An 18,160-nucleotide genomic window follows, 5' to 3' on the forward strand; every position below is an offset into this window, starting at 1 on the left:
TATGGAAAAGATACAGAAGTATTTCGATTTGTTGCATGATGCGGGTGTCTGCCGGGCGGAGAGGATACAGGCCGATTCGATCGTTACTGCGCCATGGACGATCTATAAATGCAGATATGGTTGTGATTTTTATGGAAAAAGCGCTTGCTGCCCTCCTCACGCGCCTACGTGGAAGGAGACGAAAGAGATCGTCGACTGTTATGATTTCGGGATATTGTTCAATACTAATGACGATAGTTGGACGGGGATTACGCCTCTTGCGGTGGAACTGGCCAGGGTGGCATTTTTGGATGGATACTATAAAGCCATCGCTTTCGGTAGCGGGCCCTGTGGGATTTGCGAGGAATGCAGTGTGGATCATTGCAGGTTTCCCAAAAAGACAGTACCGTCCATGGAGGGGTGTGGTATAGATGTGTTCGCTACGGCAAGGAACAACGGCTTTACGATAAATACTGTAAAGGAAAAAACGGATCAGCATAATTACTTTGGTCTCGTACTTTTCGAATAGCAGCGATGCCCATTCTCGGATATGACTGACAGGGGAAAGTCGCGGCCATACTTTCATGGATATATATTGACGTCATGATATCGCAGGTTTTTATAGAAAGGCTTGCGGTATTTTTTTTTGAAGGAGAAGCTCACTGGGATGATTTTTCCACAGTGATATATGGATAATAGTAACCGTGAAGAGTGATAGGCGGAGAAAGGAGCGGATCATGAGCGGATATTTTACTTATAACGGTTACATGGGATATGTGGATGGAAAGTACATGCTGTTTGCCAGCGAAGCGGATTATGCGGACTATATGGAGGAGTAATGAAATGAATGCTGTGTATATAACTATTTCAGGAACAAATCATTATTACGGAAACGAATTTATGAAAGCGGGAATGACTGTGGAACTGGTGAAGGAGCCGGACAATGAGCATGACTGTGAAGTTATCATTGCAAAAATGGATGGACTTGGACGAGTAGGATATGTGGCTAACAGTCCTTTCACCGTGCTGGGTGAAAGCATAAGTGCAGGAAGGCTATATGACAAGATAGGGGAAAAGGCGGAGGCTGTAATAGTATATGTATTGCCTAAAGGTGTTATTTGCCGTGTGGATACCGGAAGAATGCCGCAGGCATGAGGTTGAAGCCGGACTTTCTTTATAGTAAAATCGAAGAAGATTTAAGAAGAAAATAGACAAGGACGATCGGCACGCCAGAAGCACAGAGCAGGAAATGTTCGGGACAGGAGGAAGATATGGCAGTTTCAAACACGAAGCTGAGGACTTTATATATAATGAAGACTTTGCTGGAACGCAGCGATGAGGAGCACGTCCTGTCGGCGGCGGATCTGGAGAAGGCATTGAAGGCTCAGGGGCTTACAGCGGACAGAAAGACCATATACGGGGATATCGAGACGTTGGAGAGCTTTGGACTGGATATCGTTCAGGTCAAAGGCGGTGTAAAAGCCGGATGTTACATCGCGTCAAGGGATTTTCAGCTTCCGGAACTGAAGCTGTTAGTGGATGCTGTACAGGCATCCAAATTCATAACGACGAAGAAATCACGGGAACTGATTTCCAAGCTGGAAAAGCTGACTAGTGAAAACAACGCGAAGCAGCTGCAACGTGATGTTTTCATAATCAACAGGCCAAAAGCGGATAATGAGACCATATATTACAACGTGGACAGGATACACGAGGCGCTGTCGCGGGACAGGCGGATAGATTTTCAATATACTGAATGGAGCATGGAAAAGAAATTGGTACCGAAGAGAGGCGGGCGATATTATAACGTCAGCCCGTGGGCTCTCACCTGGGACGACGAAAATTATTATCTGATCGCTTATGAGGAAGAGTCCGGAAGAATAAAGCATTATCGCGTTGACAAGATGAGAAATGTGACGGTTTCCGGGGAGATGCGTTTGGGGCGTGAGAAGTTTGACGGTTTCGATCTGGCTTCGTTTGCCAAGAAGACTTTCGGGATGTATGGTGGAGTAGATGAAAAGGTCAGCTTGTTATGCGAGGCAAGACTGGTGGGAGTGATGCTGGACCGCTTCGGCAGGGAGATCACCATAGTGCCGGAAGGCAGTGAACGCTTCAGATTGACTGTTCCTGTTTCCGTCAGTCCTCAGTTTTTCGGATGGATAACCGGATTGGGAAGGGGCGTATCGATAGAAGGTCCTGAGGATGTAAAGGAAGAGTATAAACGGTACATCGAAGGTATATTGGAAAGATATGAGGGGTGATGGATGGTATGCAGACGATAGACCAGGCATTGGCCAGGCTCAGGACGTCGAAGTTCCGTGCCGGATTCCATCTGGATGATAAGGAACGGCGTTATGTGGAAGAAAAAGGTATGGAAGTCATCAGGAGCCACGCGGAAAGATTTATCGCTAAGCGGCTGGCTCCTGCAGAGATATCCAATGATGGAAAACAGACGCCTATGAGGGGCCATCCGGTGTTCAAGGCGCAGCATGCCTGTGGATGCTGCTGCAGAGGTTGTCTGGAAAAGTGGTATCGTGTCCCACGGGGGACGGAGCTTACGGCGGATCAGCAGAGGCGGATAATAAACTTGCTGATGGCATGGATAAAGCGGGAAATGGAGAATATATAGCGGTGAATGGGACCTGCAGTTTTAAAGCCTGCAGGTTTTTATTTGCGTTGGACAGGGTGACTGAAGATCGTCATGGAGTGCTTTTTGATTTGCCACAGGGAAAAGAGAAGAGAAAAATAATTTTTGAAAAACAGCAAAATTTGACGAAAATGAAATGTGAAAATTGCGGGGAGAAATCCATGAAAACATTGACATTTCAACGTTTATGCGGTATCATATGTACACAAAAATGCCAAAAAAGAGCGCAGAAAATGCACAAAAATCAGGTATACTGATTTTGAGTTATGTAAATTAAAATGGCGGAAAAGCGTTCCAAATGACGAAATTGAAAAGGGAAAACCCCGAGATGCGGCAGAAATACAGAGATGGTGACGTGGAAAAAAATCTCTGGGGAAAAATGGTAAGAAAAGGTTTTGAACCAAGAAAGTGATTTACATAATATAGATATGGTAACCACGAATAAACACTTTGCGTAAATGTGATGACTGGTATAAATGTTAAAAAAAGTCAGAAAGGAGGGGCGGTATACGGGATTTGTCATCACACAGGCTTGGCGAAACAGATGGATTTTTATCTGCAGATATTATTTCAAGATGTTTTAAAAGGAGGACAGAGGTGAAAAGACGAAGATTATTGGTGTTCGTGCTTTCACTGTGTATGATCTTTAACGGGGTATCTTTATTGGAGAGCAGCGCAGCGGAGGCAAATGACGGACAAGGGTCACAAACATCGGAGGAACCGCAGGTTCTGGAGGACGAAAACCAAACGAGAGAGGATTCTGTGACTTCGATGGATGTGAATGGTAACATCGAGGAGGTTGGCGATACTGACGGTTCGATGGAGGATGAGGCGGTGAAAAACCCGTCGGCTCAGTCGAAGCTCCGATCGGCCAGCAGTACGACATACGTTGTGAATTTCAATACCAAGAGTAATGAGACTACTTCATATACTGAGTACGGTACGGGAGCTTCAGGATACACCAATGGAGATTACGGTGCGGATGCGGCCTATCTTGGGACAGAGAATGGCAAAGTGAAGTTCATGCTGTCAGGAGTCATTGGCCTTGTCAGCAGCTCAGAGGTGGAAGTGATACCGCTGAGCGAGGCGGCGGTAGTCAGCGGATATTACGTCAGCAGTGGGAGACTCATCCATGGTATAGTGTGCGATATGACGACTCCGGGATACAGAACGACGCTGGATAACGGAGAGGCTCCTTCTTATCTGAAGTCGGGGACGACTTATTACAGCTATGATGGTCATTATTTCTATACTAATTATGCTACCATGCTGTCAGATTATCGGAACAACACGAGGGACAATTCGGTGAACCCCGACGACCCTTATTACAGTTACTATCAGTACCTGCCTATGAGAAGCACTACTTCCTATAGCAGCAGCACTCTCAATTCCATGATAAACAGCAAGGTGAGCAGCAGCTCCAAGATGTACAACATAGGGAGCACTATCGTCACCAACCAGGATACATATGGTGTCAACGGACTGCTGATGGCTGGCATAGCCGCCAACGAGAGCGCCTGGGGGACAAGCAACATCTGTCAGAGCAAGAACAATCTCTTCGGACTCAATGCGGTAGACAGTTCACCGGGCACCAGCGCCGATACATTTGCCAGTGTGGCGGCATGCATACAGGACTTCGCCAATGGATATATGTCCAGAGGGTATCTGGATCCTGAAGACTGGCGCTATTTCGGCGGATTTTTGGGCAACAAGGGCAGCGGACTCAATGTGAAGTACGCTTCCGACCCGTACTGGGGAGAAAAGGCGGCCAACGTGGCCTATACATTGGACAAGTCTCAGGGCAGCCAGGATTACGACAAGTATACTATAGGGATCAAGGATACTATAAATTCAAATCATGATACGGTCAATGTAAGGAATGGGGCGTCCACGTCCAGCACGGTGCTTTATGATACGGGAGCGGTATCTAATTACGCGGTACTGATACTGGATGAAACAGCTACCAACTCATTCTACAGGATACAGAGCGACGGCGTCCTCAACAGCGGAAGGACAGCTCTTAACAGCAGCTCCGGCCAGTACAGCTTCAGCAGTATGTATGCTTACATATCATCTGATTACGTGGATATCGTCAACGATGGGAGCAGCACTGAAGAATCGGAGCCTGAGCCGGCAACGCTTTCATCCATCTCTATAACCACGGCGCCGACTAAGACAAGCTATACGGAAGGTGAGAAATTCGACGCGACCGGTATGAAGGTGACTGCCAAATGGAGCGACGGCACTGCTACCGATGTGAGCGGTAGTGTTTCATATTCGACGGACGCTCTCAAAACCAGCGATACCAGCGTGACCATAAGCTATACCAGCGGAGGCGTCACCAAGACAGCTTCCCAGGCCATAACGGTAAAAGCGAAAGCCACTGTGGACGAGGTGAAGATCGATCCTTCGGAGATATCCCTTGAACAAGGCAGCTCCAGGACTTTTGGCGTGGCAGTATTGGGAACAGGAGATCCATCTCAGGAAGTGACATGGTCGGTACAGGGAAATGAGAGCGATTCGACATCTATAGACGAGAACGGAAAACTGACCATAGGCGAAGATGAGAGTGCGAAAACGCTGACGGTAAAAGCCACCTCGACGGTGGACAGCAGCAAGTCAGCTTCAGCAACGGTCACGGTCACGGCGAAAGCCGAGGAAGTGTCTGACGATCTGCAGCTTGTCGATGAAGAAACTGGTCTGGAAGTTTCCGCTGTCTTCGGCGACAGCGTGGATCCTGAGAAGGTTCAGCTGACCGTCGAGAGCATCGATGAAAAGAATGATTCTTACGAAACTCTCGTCGAGCCTGTTTCCGACATGGATATACTGGGTGTATATGATGTTTCTCTGAGCGAGACGGCCGAGTCCATCGTTCTTACCTTTGATGTGGGTGAGGAATATGATGGCAAGGATATAACAGTGCTCCATTATAAAGAAGTGGATGATGTCACCTATATGGAGACATATGTCGTGACGGCAGAGAAGGGGAAGGTAACAGTGGAGCTGGATAGTCTGTCTCCGATAGTATTGGCGGTGGAGAGCGCAGCAGATGACTCAGATACATCTGAAGATGATACTTCCGCAGGCAGCGATAATGCTGTCGACAACGGAGTCTCCGGCGGCAGTGAAAGCGACAGCACCGGAGGCAGCGGTGAAGAAGTTCAGTCGGATGATTCCGGGAATTCAGGTGATGCCAATGGTTCCGGCAATGAAGAGGGCAGCACGGATACCGTGACTGCTTCCAATGATCAGACGACGACCGGAGACGGCAACGCTGACGGAACTTCCGACACGACTGCCGGAAGTACAGACGCGGCGGCTCAGGATGATAAGAGTGCTGCAACAGGCGATGCATCTCTGATTGGACTGTGGATGATGTTGGCGACTGCAGCCGCTCTTGGAGCGACAGTACTCATCATTACCAGAAAGAAAAGGATCGATAGCTGAAAATAAGAGATAAAAAGGCTGCCGTGTTGACGAGATCCCTTCGTCGGCGCGGCGGCCTTTTTTCATATCGCTCTGAATCAGAGGACTACTGTTATCCTGGTACCTACTTCTTCCATAGTCAGGACCTTGAAATGGCCGCCGTGTCTGTCGACTATCCATTTGGCGATGGAAAGCCCCAGGCCTGTGCCTCCGCTTTCCTTAGCTCTGGCCGGATCGGATCTGTAGAACCTGTCGAATATATGGGAAAGGGCTTCTGATGATATCCCTATGCCTTCGTCCTGGATAGTGAATGCGGGACGGGCTGCTTCATCTTCTGAGATCTCCATGGATGTGCTCATGGTGATGGCGCCTTCTTCAGGCGTATATCTGGCTGCGTTTTCCGCCAGTATCCTGGCTGTCTGTTTCAGCATAGCCATATCACCCGTGACGCGTATATCGTCGTTCCATGGTTTGAAGATATATTTATGTTTTTCGTCTATCATCGAGGACTCGTCGCATACTTCCTTCATCATATCGTTTAGGGAGAACTCTTCCATGGTAAGTTTGGTCCTGCCGCTATCACTTCTGGCCAGGAACAGCAGCTGCTCCACCAGCTTTTTCATGTGTTCCGTCTCGCTCTTGATGGCGTCGATAGATTCGTCCAGTATCTTTTCGTCATCTTTGCCCCAGCGATCCAGCATATCCACATATCCCTGGAGGACGGAAATGGGAGTCCGCAGTTCGTGGGAGGCATCGGAGACGAAGCGCGACTGCTGACTGTAGCTTTCCCTCATCCTTTCCAGCAGGTGGTTTATGGAGGTTTCCAGATTTTCCATTTCTGAATTTCCCGTATGTATGCGGGCTCCTTCACCTGACGGGCTTATAGCGTCGATAGCGTCCTCAAGCTCCTGGAGAGATTGCTGGTCGAAACGGGCGGCATCGCTGAGGAATTGGGCTTTGAAAGCCAGTTCATCCAGCGGAGCCAGATAGCGCCTTATTTTCCGCGCTCCTGATATCAAAACGCCTGCTATGGTCAGCAGCTGGATGATGGCCGTGATATACACACATGAAAACAGGCTCAGCAGGAATGTGCCTGAATAGACGTGACGCATTTTGCCGCTGTCGTCCTCGTAACTGTACATGCTTTCTGCGAGAGTGTCTCTGAATTTCCCGGGAAAAACCGAGGAGATGTTGTTGTCCTTTGCTTTAAGATAATCGGCATATGCTTCGTGTATGTCCTGTGCATCGGAGACGTCTGAGCTTCCGTTTTTTTCATCAGGCTCGAGAGAAGTCACTGATGAAAAGCTCCGTTGATTGGAAATGCTGAATTTGTCGCCATTACCCGTTTCGGCGGAATGGCACCAGAAAAAGACGGCCATCACCACGATGATGATGTCCATCAGGATGAAGGAGGAGAGGAGTTTCCTCAGCAGCCGTCTGTTTATCTTTCTCGATATGGATCTGGTCCTTTTGTTATCGCTGTTTTGTCTTTTGCCGCTGTTCATTTTATCACATACCCCACGCTTCGGACTGTTTCAATGATTTTTTCGCCGAATCTGTCATCTATCTTATTCCTGAGATAATATATGTAGACGTCGACCACGTTGGTTTCTCCCATGTAATCATAACCCCAGACCTTTTCCAGGAGCGTGTCTCGGGAAAGGACGATGGACCTGTTTTCCATGAGGGTCTCCAGCAACAGGAATTCGCGGTTGGTCAGATCCACAGTCTGTCCATCGTAAGTGACGGTATGGGCGTCTTTGTCCAGCGTTAGCTTGCCTGCCGTCAGGACAGAAGAGGATCTGTCCGCAGACCGATTGCGTTTCAGTGCTACTCTGATGCGAGCCAGCAGTTCTTCGATAGCGAAGGGCTTGGTTATGTAATCGTCAGCGCCCATGTCCAGTCCCGAGACCTTGTCATTGACTGCATCCCGGGCAGTCAGCATGATGACAGGGATATCGGAGGAACGCCTGAGGCGCCTCAGTACTTCCAGTCCGTTGAGCTCCGGAAGCATGATGTCCAGCAGGATCAAGTCGAAGCGGCCGCTTTCGGCCGCTTCAAGCCCTGTCCTGCCGTTATTTTCCTTAGACACATCGTAGCCTTCGTGGGAAAGCTCAAGTTCGATGAATCTGGCAATCTTATCTTCGTCTTCGATTATCAGTATTTTTTCAGTCATATCTTACCTTTTCATATCCTTATCATCAGTTGAAGGGGCATCTTCCGATCCGGATCCTGTTTTGTTGGCATCTGCGTGAGCTCCGTCATCTGCGGCTTGTGTGTTCCCGTTGCCTTTTTCCGAAGAAGCCCTTTCGTGGTTATGGGCCTCTGAGATGATGTCAGCTTTTATGTTCTCTGCCATTTCGCTGGCCCTGCCCATGGCATTGTTGACATTGTCGCGTCCCAGTTCAGGGCCTGAGAAACCATAGCTGAACCCGCAGAACAGGCTGATGACCATCAATATCAGAAGTATCCAGAAGAAGCATATCATCAGGATCGCCATCAGAAGGACTGGCATTTCCATGATGATCTTGCTGTCTTTTTTTACTATGAAAGTATTTTCACAGCTCTTTTTCAGGACCAGCTTTATTGCTTTCCACAGTGTGTGAAAAGCACTGCGCTCCTTGTTCTCATGGTTTTTGGTATAATCCTCATAGCTTTTTGCCATTTCCTGCGGGCTTTTGGAGTCCTGTCCGCCGGCGCTGCCGTCGGTGGAGTAAGATGCGGTAGAGGCGTTTTTTTTCAGCTTTCCCTGGGACTCAAGCTTTACTACGGCTTCTAAGACATCCCAGTCACATTCCTCCAGCACAGCCTTTGCTTCTTCATATGATACGTCAGCTCTTTCCATGAGCTTTTCCACTTTTTTCAGGTTGTCCATTTTTCATTCCTTTCTCTCAAACAGTTTTTATTTATCCGATGATCAGATAGTAGACTATGGAGATTAAACGACTATTTGAGAAAAATTAGAATTCCATTAGAAATAACAGGAGCGCCCGGCGAAGCCGTATCCAATCGCAGAGTTCATTATAACACGCGAGCTTGTCGAAGCGTGTTTCAATGAATACTACCTTTCGGCGAAGCCGTATCCAATCGCAGAGTTCATTATAACACGCGAGCTTGTCGAAGCGTGTTTCAATGAATACTACCTTTCGGCGAAGCCGTATCCAATCGCAGTATTCATTATACCACGCTCCTGTACCACATCAAACCGCTATCAATGTGATTTCCGTAGGATAGATAGGGGAGCCTTTGAACCTGAGATAAAAATCGTAGCCCTCCGCCATCTCATCTATCATCTTCGGTATCTTCCACAGATCCTCATTACTGTGATATACGGAGATCAGCAGTTTGGGATGATCTTCCGCGATATGCCTTCTGGCTCCCAGCAGCGCCTTCTGTTCGAAGCCTTCGATGTCAGCTTTGATGAGTGTAAGGGGTTCACTGATGTCCTCATCCAGCGTAGTGACGATGATATCAGTGTCGAAGTCACAGTGGCTGCCCTGGTCCTCATCTGTTCCGGCTGCTGATGCTAATCTGTTGGCTGAGGAGCTGGCGTCATTGGTGGAGAGAGACATTTTCCCGGGTCTGTCGCCGATCCCTTTCATGCGAAAGTGGATATCTCTTAGTCCTTTGAGGTTCGTCTTCAGCATCTCAAAGACGTCGGGCGTGATCTCATAGCAGTAGATTTTCCTGTAATTGTCACCATAATTATTGATATATGAGAGGACAGTGTCACCGGTGAATGCGCCCAGGTCGGCGATGACTTCATTTTTACCGCACTTGACGATATCCAGGTCGAAGTAGTCGTCAAACATGTATTCCCTAGCCTGGGTCGTGGAGGTGAGATCGTATCGGTACCAGTTGTTGAGGATGGCGTAAAGAGTCTTTTTGGAGCGAAAGTCGGCCAGTCTGCCGTAGAGCCAGATGAAATCGTCTGTGTGGTCGTGCAGAGTTTCGGCTTTCATTTCTATTTCCTCGTATATATCATTGTCGGCATCCAGCTTTCCCCAGTAGTTGTAGCTGGCAAAGAAATCGGCGCAGCTTCTTTTTGTGGAAGCAGGGATGAGGTCGAAGGCATTTCGCATCCTGTGATAGATCTCTTTTTCGCTGAGGCGCCGCAGTTCTCCAGTCAGTTGATGGAATTCTCTGTCTATAATGTTCATAAAAAATCACTCCTGTCTGAATCTTATATGTTAATATATGAGAGTACGGCTTTCGATTTACAACAATTCTTGCCGGATTTAAAAAAATTGCCGCAAATCCGGCAGCTCATACATGAAGCCGTGCCGGATTGTATGAAAGGGAAAAGAATTCGGCAGCATAAATGGTAAAAAATACAATCAGAGGGGCAATGTGCATTTTGTTGCCTGAGACGGCGTGCCGGATTTTGAGCTTGTGATTGATATCCGGCAGGAAGTTGCCGGATTTAAGGAAAAAAGAAGGGCTTCGGCAAGAAAAGGTGTCGGAGGTGCCGGATTTTGGGCCTGTGGTTGATATCCGGCAAGAATCTCTGGCAGTGGTGCCGGATTTTAAGGAATTACTCAGGATACGGCAAGGAGTACTGTCAGGGAGGCGAAAGTTTCGCAGACAAAATCATGCAGCTGCTTGCAGCCGCATTTTGCCAGCTGCGGCAGGCCTTCGTAGTCGGGTCTTCACCGGAGCGTTGTAATGGGTGTGTGATGGGCTTTCACCGAATCTTTCCTTGATTCCACAGTATATAAGTGATAAAATATTGCCTGTGTAAAAATGAAAAGTGAGGTACATGATATCATGAGAGAAAAAATACTTGAGATATTGAGCGGAATAAGAAGCGACATAGATTTCGAGAACAGCACGAAGCTTATAGACGACGGCCTTTTGGAATCTCTCGACATCGTTTCTATCGTCGGCGAGTTCAACGATGAATTCGATATCGAGATCTCTGTTGAAGATCTGCTTCCGGAGAATTTCAACTCCGTGGACGCGATGGTCGAGCTGATAACCAGAGCGCAGGAATAAGAGCAGAAGGGAGAAGGGATGGCGTTTACTTCTTTTTACTTCCTGTTTTTCGTGGCGCTGGTGATATGCGTCTATTACGCCTTTCCTAAGAACGGCAGGTGGCTGGTGCTGCTGGCGGCCAGCTATGCCTTCTATCTGATATCCAGTCCCAGGACGTTCCTGTTCGTCATATTCACGACGGTCATAACCTTCTGCGGAGGCAGATATATCGGAAAGCAGAACAGCGAGCACAAGGCTTATCTCAGCCAACACAAGGAAGAACTTTCAAAGGACGACAAAAAGGCTCTCAAAGCCGCTGTACAGAAAAAAAAGCGAAAGATGGCAGCCCTCATACTGGTTGCCAATTTTGCTGTGCTTGCAGCAGTCAAGTATTCCTCTCCTGTGCTGGAGGCAATGGGGTTGGACGACAGGTTCGATCTGGGCGTGCTGATACCGCTGGGGATCTCCTTCTATACATTCCAGACAGCGGCATACATAATAGATCTTTACAGAAGCAAGATAGAAGCGGATCGGAACATACTGAAGTTCGCACTTTTCGTATCCTTTTTCCCGCAGATGGTGCAGGGACCTATCAGCCGGTATGATCAGCTGGCAGGTCAGCTGTACGAGGGACATGCTTTGACCTACAAGAATCTGACCTACGGCGCTCAACTGATGTTGTGGGGCTTCTTTAAAAAGCTGGTCATCGCTGACAGAGCGGCAATACTGGTCAATCAGGTCTTTGACAATTACGGTGACTATCAGGGCGGTGTCGTTTTCGTGGCGTTGCTGTTCTATACTATACAGATATATGGAGATTTCTCCGGTGGAATCGATATAGCCAGAGGAGCAGCCAGAATGCTGGGTATCGATATGACTCATAATTTCATGAGGCCTTATTTCTCAGACAGCATCTCAGAGTTCTGGCGCAGGTGGCATATGTCTCTAAGTTTCTGGTGCAGGGATTACATATTTTTCACCATTTCGCTTTCCAAAACCTTTGGAAAGCTGGGAAAGAGCCTGCGAAAAGTGCTGGGAGACCGGATAGGAAAGCTGTTCCCGGTGCTGGTGGCGCAGATGGCTACTTTCCTGACTATAGGTCTGTGGCACGGAGCTGAGTTCAAGTACATCGCATATGGACTGTACAATGGCGGGATAATCATACTGGGACTGCTGCTGGAGCCATATCTCAAGAAGCTGATATCGCTGCTGCATATCAATGTGGAAAGCGCCGGGTGGAAGGTGTTCCGTGTATTGAGGACATTTTTCCTCATCGTGATGGGGAGGATGTTCCCGAAGGCGTTGTCATTCGGTGCCGCCATATATATGTTCGGAGCTATGTTCCGAGGTGGAGGGGCTGTCCCGTTTTCAGAAGAGATACTGACACTGGGACTGGACGCCGCCGATTTTCTGATACTTCTCGGAGGCTGTATCGTATGGTTCATCATCAGCTGGAACCAGGAAAAGGGTACAGGAATACGGGACGCTATCGCCGAGAGACCGCTTGCTTTAAGATGGCTGTTGTTCCTGGCAGCCTTTGCCGCGGTGTTGATACTGGGCGTTTACGGACCGGGATACGACGCCAGCGCTTTCATATACAGAGGATTTTAAACGGATCGGATGAGACCTGGCAGAAGGGTCGCATAGAAAAAGGAATTTTCAGCTATCGGCAATGATAGCGTGAAAATTCCTTTTTTGATGCCCGATCATCGAGCATTAAATCGAGCGTTAAAAAATTATTTCCCGGGCCTGGGATATCGATGTTTTTTCACTGCAGCGACATCAGCTCGTTCCTCTTTATCTTACCGTTGAATGTTCTGGGGATGGAATCTATAATCTCGATGAACTTGGGCTGTTTACTGGCGTCCAGCTTTTCCGAGAGGAAATTTTTGAAGCCCTTCTGGTCATATGTATTGTCCGGCTGGAGGGCGATGAACAGCTTGGGAGCCTGACCTGTGAGAGGGTCTTCCACCGGGATGCAGGCGCAATCGGCGATGGCTTCATATTGCATGGCGACGCTCTCTATTTCCTCGGGAGCTATTTTGATACCGCCGTAATTTATCACGTCGTCTTTTCTTCCCAGCATGTAGATATAGCCTTCATCGTCGATGTATCCCAGGTCTTTGGTGTAGATGTACGGGGAGCCGCCTCCCGTAGCTTCGTCTGTCAGCTCAGGGGCATTGAAATAGCATTTCATATTTATGGAGCCGGAGCTGGCCAGGAACCCGGGGTTTTCCAGGGAAGAATCTATTTCGTTCTTATTTTCATCTACTACGATGAAATGGGCATTTTTTGCCGGCTTTCCTATGCAGCCGGGTTTTCCTGACATGGAGTTGAAATCGAGAAGACATGAACAGCCGGCTTCGGTGCTGCCATAGAAATTGTAAAGTCTGGTGTCAGGAAGTATACGGCTCAGGTGGAGCTTATCCTCTTCGGGAAGAGGCGCGGAGCCCAGCTGGATGTAGTCCAGTCTGTCCGCATAGTCTCCCAGCCTGTCCTTGGAAAGCTTGAATATGATGGAAAGCATGCTGGGGGACAAGTCCATGGCGGTCACGCCATAAGTATCCATCAGATCGAAAACCTTTTTCAGCAAAGTCACACCGTCAGCAAAGACGACGGAACTGCCGTTGACCAGGTTGGCATATGTCCTTCTGAGACCATGGGAGTGGCTGAGAGGCATAGGAACTATCTCCACATTGTCAGTTTTCATCCTGACGCCGAACATGACGTTTTCGGCCAGAGCCGTATCATTGGTATGAGTAAGGACGATACCTTTGGATTTTCCGGTAGTCCCTGTGGAAAACAGTATCTCGGCCACATCTCCTCCCGCGGGAAAGCGGACTTCATCAGGCGATGGGATGTAGCTGCTGTCGGCATCGGCGATGATGTCAGCGATATCCTTCATGGTGAGGAAGAGGGGAGCACCGTCTCCATCACAGACGGGCGATTTGCCGATATGTATGACAGCCTTCGTATCGTTTATTATTTCCCTGGCTCTGTCGGCAGACGCGTTCTTTTCCAGGGGTACGAAGACTCCGCCTGCCAGCTGTACGGCGAATTCACACGTCATATAGTCTGCGTCCTGGGTACATTCTATGACGACGCAGTCTCCCGCGCCGGTCCCTTTAGCTTTGAGAGCGTCTGCCAGCACCCATATCCTGCGCCAGAGCTGTCCATAGCTGTAAGCCTTCCTGTTATCGGCCAGAGCCAGCTTGTCCGGATCGGCCGCAGCATTGTGCGCTATGTTTTCCACTACCGATGGGTATATGTTCATTTCGTCCCTCCATGTTTTTAAAATCATTTTTCGATCATAACGCGCAAGGTCGTCGAAACGCGTTTCAATGCGACCATTATAGCATACTTTTTTCTTTTTCGCGAAAACACACGCAGTTTTCACAAATACACATTAGAATATACGAGTTATAAAAAAGTGCTTATAGCATCATAATCAAAAAGTTATAATTGCTGCGGTGCAGTGTGCCGGAGGCTGGGAAAAGAAAGGCAAAGGGAATGGATAAGTTCGTATCGGCAGGATATATAGAGACGATAGCGGAGATGAAGAACATATCGGCAGCGGCCGAAAAACTCGATATGTCTCAGCCGGCTCTCAGCGCCAGACTCAAGAAGACTGAGGAGCAACTGGGAACAGCGATTTTTGACCGCTCGAGACAACCGCTGGAGCTGACAGAGGCAGGAAAGGTTTATCTGGAATACGCGGAGAAGATGGATGCGCTGAACAGAGAATTCAACAGGCATATATCGGATCTGGAGGACATGAGGAGAGGAAGCCTGACGATCGGAGGTGCCAGCTCTTTCAATGTCAGTTATCTGCCGGAGGCTGTCAGCGTTTTTCTGAAAAAATATCCCGGCATAGATATCGAGATAATAGACGATAACATACCGGAGATCTCGGTGAAAGCATTCAACGGGATGATAGATCTTTTTATCGCCCACCCCATGGAATTCGATGAGCGTTTCTGCTACGAGAAGCTTTTCAGCGAAAGGATATACGTGTGTGTACCGCGGGACTGGGAGATAAATGACGCTCTGAAGGAGAAGGAGATACAGCCTGAGACTATCATGAGGGGACGGGAGGCAGGCGCAGCGCAGGAAACCTCGGAACTCATAGATCTTACTGTATTAAAATACATGCCCTTCGTCATGCTGAGGGATGACCAGCACATAGGGCTGTTGATGAACGAGCTGTTCGAAAGGTGTGGATTCGAACCCATAAGAAAGGTATGTGTGGAGCAGACTATGACCAGTTATGCCCTCACACTGGCAGGTGTAGGAATCTCACTGATGACAGAAAGCTGCATCAGAAACAGCAGATTCAGTCAGTTCCCGAGGTTCTACCTGACAGAGCCGGAGCTCTGCGCCAGGGACATATATGTGGTCTATCCGGCAAACAGGTATATGTCCAGAGCTGCGAAGGAGTTCATCGAAGTGTTGAAAAAGACCTTGATTTGACGCTGAAAGGGCTTGGCTCTTACGGCAGCATCGGGAGGAGAGACCGGCTGAAAGTTCGTTTTTAAAGCGTTTGACGCTTGCAATATTATTATTTATAAAGGAGAATGAAATGAAAAAGGCAAGAAAAATCATAGCGGCATCTCTGATAGCCGTCGTGGCGGTATGCTTCACTGCATGTGGCAGCGGAGATTCATCGGAAAGCGGTACGAAGACCCTGACCATAGCTCATCAGTACGGCATGGCCTACGCCCCATTCGAGGTGATGAAGGAGCAGAAGCTCATCGAGAAGTATTACGATGGGGTGGAAGTGGAGTGGTCCACTCTCAATTCGGGTTCGGCCATAAATGAAGGATTTGCGTCAGGGGACATAGATGTAGGAGGCATGGGAGTAGCTCCGGCTATCACAGGTGTGACCAGCGGCGTTCCGTACAAGATCGCGTCCAATATGTCGGCTCAGCCTCACAGGATAATGACCAACGATGACAGTATACAGACTCTTTCGGATATAACCGATGAGAAGATAGCTCTGGTCAATATAGGAAGCATACAGCATGTTCTCCTGGCTATGGCGGCAGAAGAGCAGCTCGGCGATGCTCACGCCTTAGACAATAATATCGTGGCGATGGCCCACCCTGACGGTATGTCGTCACTTCTCTCGGGCAGTGTTGAATGCCATCTGACCACATCGCCGTATGTGTACAAGGAAGCTGCTGAGGAAGGCATCCATGAGGTGGAGGCTCTGGAGTCGGTATGGCCTGATGGCAATTCATTCATATTGATGATGGCGTCAACAGACCTTTATGAGAATGATCCTGAGCTTTACCAGGCGGTGCTGAGCGCTCTGGAAGAAGCCATCACCTGGATCAATGAGAACAAAGAGGAAGCTGCCGAGATGCTGTGCGAAGCGGAAGACGTGGACGCGGCTACCATGCTGGAATGGCTCAACGATCCGGCCTGCGTATATTCGACGGAGACTAAAGGAGTCATGGATATGGCCAACTTTATGGCTGAGAACGATTTCCTTGAAAACGAAGGTCCTTCGTCCATGAGCGATCTGGCCTTCGATAATGTCGTGGGGAACTAGCGCGGAAGCAGGAAAGGCGACAGAGAAATGAAAGAAGGAACGAAACAGGAGATAAGAACACAGATAATTTTCATAATATGCTTCATCGCGGTATGGCAGATCGTTTACCAGATGCAGGCTTTTCCGGAGATAATGTTCCCTTCGGCGACGGAGATACTGAGAAGCTTCGTGGAAGGCTTCAAGGATGACAGCCTGCTGGAGTATACTTTGTATTCCATGAGCCTCATCGTCAGGGGTCTTGCCATAGGTATAGTGCTGGCTTTCATCTTTTCCAGCATCGCTGTGGTCAGCAAGATATTCTACGCTATATATAACCTGATAGTGTCCATATGCGACCTGCTGCCGGGTGTGGCGCTGCTGCCGCTGGCCATACTGTGGTTCGGGATAGGAGAGGGAACTATAATATTCATCGTGGTCCACTCCATTCTCTGGCCTATGTCCAGGAGCATCATGGATGGGTTCAAGTCCATATCGAGCATTTACATAGAGAGCGGCAGGAACATAGGGCTTAAGGGGCTGTCCCTCGTCATGGGAGTGTATTTGCCGGCAGCCTTCACCAGCGTTCTTTCAGGTATGAGAGTAGGCTGGGCCAGAGCATGGAGAGGACTCCTCAGCGTTGAGATGATCTTCGGTACGACAGGATCCGGCGCGGGGATAGGCTGGTATATATTCATGAAGAGGACCAACTTTGATATAGCCGGCGTATTTGCCACCTTGATTGTGATAATCATTATAGGTATAATAATAGAATATGGCGTGTTCAGGATAATCGAGAGGAACACCGTTAAGAAATGGGGGATGGTAAGATGAGCAAGTTACTGGAAGTAAAGAAACTCACCAAGAATTACCATGACGCTCCCGATTCCAGAGATATCATAAAGGATCTGGATCTGACGGTGAACCAGGGAGATTTTCTCTGCATACTGGGACCGTCCGGCTGCGGCAAGACGACGCTGATACGATGCATCGCCGGATTCGAGGACTACGAGGGAGATATCCTGGTTGACGGCGTAAAGGTCGATAAGCCGGGGATAGACAGGATAATGGTATTCCAGGATTTTAATCAGCTTTTCCCGTGGAAAACGGTGAAGAAAAATATCCAGTATCCTCTCAAGGTCAACGGACTCAAGGACAAGGCGGAACTCGAGCGTATAGCGCAGGAACACCTTGATATGGTAGGATTGTCCGATAAAGGCGATCTCTACCCGCATCAACTGAGCGGCGGCATGAAGCAGAGAGTGGCCATAGCCAAGGGCCTGGCGCTGAACCCCAAGATAATCCTGATGGACGAGCCGTTTGCCAGCCTGGATGCCATGACGAGGAACAAGCTGCAGGCTGAGCTTTTGCGTATCAAGGAGAAGGAAAACGCTACAGTCATCTTCATAACCCACAATATCCAGGAAGCTCTGGTCCTGGGCAATCGCGTGATGCTGATGTCCAGAAGAGGGGAGATCAAAATAGACATCGAAAACAAGATACCAAAGCCTGTGACTCCGGCATCGGAGGGCTACGGACAGATGTGGAAGATGTTCAACGACGCGCTGTGGGAGGAGAACGACGACAATCAGTAGTTTTCGGGG

The 18,160-nt window shown here is 48.7% G+C and carries 16 protein-coding genes; 11 read left to right on the forward strand and 5 right to left on the reverse strand.

The window, feature by feature from the left end; genetic code table 11:
* Position 1: 1 nt before the first annotated feature.
* The 5 genes from ACQY69_RS01750 to ACQY69_RS01770 all read left to right on the forward strand — a co-directional run bounded on the left by ACQY69_RS01750 (position 2) and on the right by ACQY69_RS01770 (position 6,073).
* On the forward strand, positions 2–508 hold the full coding sequence (locus tag ACQY69_RS01750; protein WP_428258099.1) for a DUF2284 domain-containing protein: 507 nt from the start codon (positions 2–4) through the stop codon (positions 506–508).
* A gap of 314 nt (positions 509–822) precedes the next feature.
* Entirely contained in the window at positions 823–1,134 is a 312-nt protein-coding gene (locus ACQY69_RS01755) for an HIRAN domain-containing protein (protein ID WP_428258101.1), read from the forward strand.
* Positions 1,135–1,250: 116 nt separating this feature from the next.
* Positions 1,251–2,240, forward strand: coding sequence for a helix-turn-helix transcriptional regulator (locus ACQY69_RS01760; protein ID WP_428258103.1), 990 nt, complete (start codon positions 1,251–1,253; stop codon positions 2,238–2,240).
* A gap of 8 nt (positions 2,241–2,248) precedes the next feature.
* Positions 2,249–2,608, forward strand: a complete 360-nt coding sequence (locus ACQY69_RS01765; RefSeq protein ID WP_428258105.1) for a DUF4186 domain-containing protein — start codon at positions 2,249–2,251, stop codon at positions 2,606–2,608.
* 615 nt (positions 2,609–3,223) lie between these two features.
* Positions 3,224–6,073: a glucosaminidase domain-containing protein gene (locus ACQY69_RS01770; protein ID WP_428258106.1), complete on the forward strand. Its 2,850-nt coding sequence runs from the start codon at positions 3,224–3,226 to the stop codon at positions 6,071–6,073.
* A gap of 77 nt (positions 6,074–6,150) precedes the next feature.
* On the opposite strand, the gene ACQY69_RS01775 is transcribed toward ACQY69_RS01770, so the two are convergent.
* The 4 genes from ACQY69_RS01775 to ACQY69_RS01790 form a co-directional block, all read right to left on the reverse strand.
* Complete coding sequence (locus ACQY69_RS01775) at positions 6,151–7,557, reverse strand: sensor histidine kinase (RefSeq protein WP_428258108.1); 1,407 nt, start codon at positions 7,555–7,557, stop codon at positions 6,151–6,153.
* The gene (locus tag ACQY69_RS01780) at positions 7,554–8,228 is read right to left on the reverse strand and encodes a response regulator transcription factor (protein ID WP_428258109.1); all 675 of its coding nucleotides are present in this window, start codon (positions 8,226–8,228) and stop codon (positions 7,554–7,556) included. Before ACQY69_RS01780 ends, ACQY69_RS01775 begins: the two co-directional genes overlap by 4 nt.
* Before the next feature lie 3 nt (positions 8,229–8,231).
* Complete coding sequence (locus ACQY69_RS01785; protein WP_428258111.1) at positions 8,232–8,927, reverse strand: DUF4342 domain-containing protein; 696 nt, start codon at positions 8,925–8,927, stop codon at positions 8,232–8,234.
* 325 nt (positions 8,928–9,252) lie between these two features.
* Positions 9,253–10,212, reverse strand: coding sequence for an FkbM family methyltransferase (locus ACQY69_RS01790; RefSeq protein ID WP_428258113.1), 960 nt, complete (start codon positions 10,210–10,212; stop codon positions 9,253–9,255).
* Positions 10,213–10,819: 607 nt separating this feature from the next.
* On the opposite strand from ACQY69_RS01790, the gene ACQY69_RS01795 reads away from it, so the two are divergent.
* Positions 10,820–11,047, forward strand: coding sequence for an acyl carrier protein (locus ACQY69_RS01795; RefSeq protein ID WP_428258114.1), 228 nt, complete (start codon positions 10,820–10,822; stop codon positions 11,045–11,047).
* An 18-nt stretch (positions 11,048–11,065) separates the two neighbouring features.
* Positions 11,066–12,637, forward strand: a complete 1,572-nt coding sequence (locus tag ACQY69_RS01800) for an MBOAT family O-acyltransferase (RefSeq protein ID WP_428258115.1) — start codon at positions 11,066–11,068, stop codon at positions 12,635–12,637.
* Between the two features lie 157 nt (positions 12,638–12,794).
* On the opposite strand, the gene ACQY69_RS01805 is transcribed toward ACQY69_RS01800, so the two are convergent.
* The gene (locus tag ACQY69_RS01805; protein ID WP_428258117.1) at positions 12,795–14,300 is read right to left on the reverse strand and encodes a class I adenylate-forming enzyme family protein; all 1,506 of its coding nucleotides are present in this window, start codon (positions 14,298–14,300) and stop codon (positions 12,795–12,797) included.
* A gap of 236 nt (positions 14,301–14,536) precedes the next feature.
* On the opposite strand from ACQY69_RS01805, the gene ACQY69_RS01810 reads away from it, so the two are divergent.
* From ACQY69_RS01810 to ACQY69_RS01825, 4 genes are all read left to right on the forward strand, one after another.
* Positions 14,537–15,496, forward strand: coding sequence for a LysR family transcriptional regulator (locus ACQY69_RS01810; RefSeq protein ID WP_428258119.1), 960 nt, complete (start codon positions 14,537–14,539; stop codon positions 15,494–15,496).
* A gap of 109 nt (positions 15,497–15,605) precedes the next feature.
* The gene (locus tag ACQY69_RS01815) at positions 15,606–16,580 is read left to right on the forward strand and encodes an ABC transporter substrate-binding protein (RefSeq protein WP_428258121.1); all 975 of its coding nucleotides are present in this window, start codon (positions 15,606–15,608) and stop codon (positions 16,578–16,580) included.
* Between the two features lie 27 nt (positions 16,581–16,607).
* Complete coding sequence (locus ACQY69_RS01820) at positions 16,608–17,390, forward strand: ABC transporter permease (RefSeq protein ID WP_428258123.1); 783 nt, start codon at positions 16,608–16,610, stop codon at positions 17,388–17,390.
* Entirely contained in the window at positions 17,387–18,151 is a 765-nt protein-coding gene (locus ACQY69_RS01825; RefSeq protein WP_428258124.1) for an ABC transporter ATP-binding protein, read from the forward strand. Before ACQY69_RS01820 ends, ACQY69_RS01825 begins: the two co-directional genes overlap by 4 nt.
* Positions 18,152–18,160: the final 9 nt, after the last annotated feature.

Origin of the sequence: Gallibacter sp. Marseille-QA0791 (genome assembly GCF_965119705.1) — a bacterium.
Classification (GTDB): Bacteria; Bacillota; Clostridia; order Peptostreptococcales; family Anaerovoracaceae; genus Lentihominibacter; species Lentihominibacter excrementipullorum.

Excerpts from the sequence above, each read along its gene's own strand:
- ACQY69_RS01750 (WP_428258099.1), top strand. The coding sequence starts at position 2 with ATGGAAAAGATACAGAAGTATTTCGATTTGTTGCATGATGCGGGTGTC.
- ACQY69_RS01755 (WP_428258101.1), top strand. The coding sequence starts at position 823 with ATGAATGCTGTGTATATAACTATTTCAGGAACAAATCATTATTACGGA.
- ACQY69_RS01760 (WP_428258103.1), top strand. The coding sequence starts at position 1,251 with ATGGCAGTTTCAAACACGAAGCTGAGGACTTTATATATAATGAAGACT.
- ACQY69_RS01765 (WP_428258105.1), top strand. The coding sequence starts at position 2,249 with ATGCAGACGATAGACCAGGCATTGGCCAGGCTCAGGACGTCGAAGTTC.
- ACQY69_RS01775 (WP_428258108.1), bottom strand. The coding sequence starts at position 7,557 with ATGAACAGCGGCAAAAGACAAAACAGCGATAACAAAAGGACCAGATCC.
- ACQY69_RS01780 (WP_428258109.1), bottom strand. The coding sequence starts at position 8,228 with ATGACTGAAAAAATACTGATAATCGAAGACGAAGATAAGATTGCCAGA.
- ACQY69_RS01785 (WP_428258111.1), bottom strand. The coding sequence starts at position 8,927 with ATGGACAACCTGAAAAAAGTGGAAAAGCTCATGGAAAGAGCTGACGTA.
- ACQY69_RS01790 (WP_428258113.1), bottom strand. The coding sequence starts at position 10,212 with ATGAACATTATAGACAGAGAATTCCATCAACTGACTGGAGAACTGCGG.
- ACQY69_RS01795 (WP_428258114.1), top strand. The coding sequence starts at position 10,820 with ATGAGAGAAAAAATACTTGAGATATTGAGCGGAATAAGAAGCGACATA.
- ACQY69_RS01800 (WP_428258115.1), top strand. The coding sequence starts at position 11,066 with ATGGCGTTTACTTCTTTTTACTTCCTGTTTTTCGTGGCGCTGGTGATA.
- ACQY69_RS01805 (WP_428258117.1), bottom strand. The coding sequence starts at position 14,300 with ATGAACATATACCCATCGGTAGTGGAAAACATAGCGCACAATGCTGCG.
- ACQY69_RS01810 (WP_428258119.1), top strand. The coding sequence starts at position 14,537 with ATGGATAAGTTCGTATCGGCAGGATATATAGAGACGATAGCGGAGATG.
- ACQY69_RS01815 (WP_428258121.1), top strand. The coding sequence starts at position 15,606 with ATGAAAAAGGCAAGAAAAATCATAGCGGCATCTCTGATAGCCGTCGTG.
- ACQY69_RS01820 (WP_428258123.1), top strand. The coding sequence starts at position 16,608 with ATGAAAGAAGGAACGAAACAGGAGATAAGAACACAGATAATTTTCATA.
- ACQY69_RS01825 (WP_428258124.1), top strand. The coding sequence starts at position 17,387 with ATGAGCAAGTTACTGGAAGTAAAGAAACTCACCAAGAATTACCATGAC.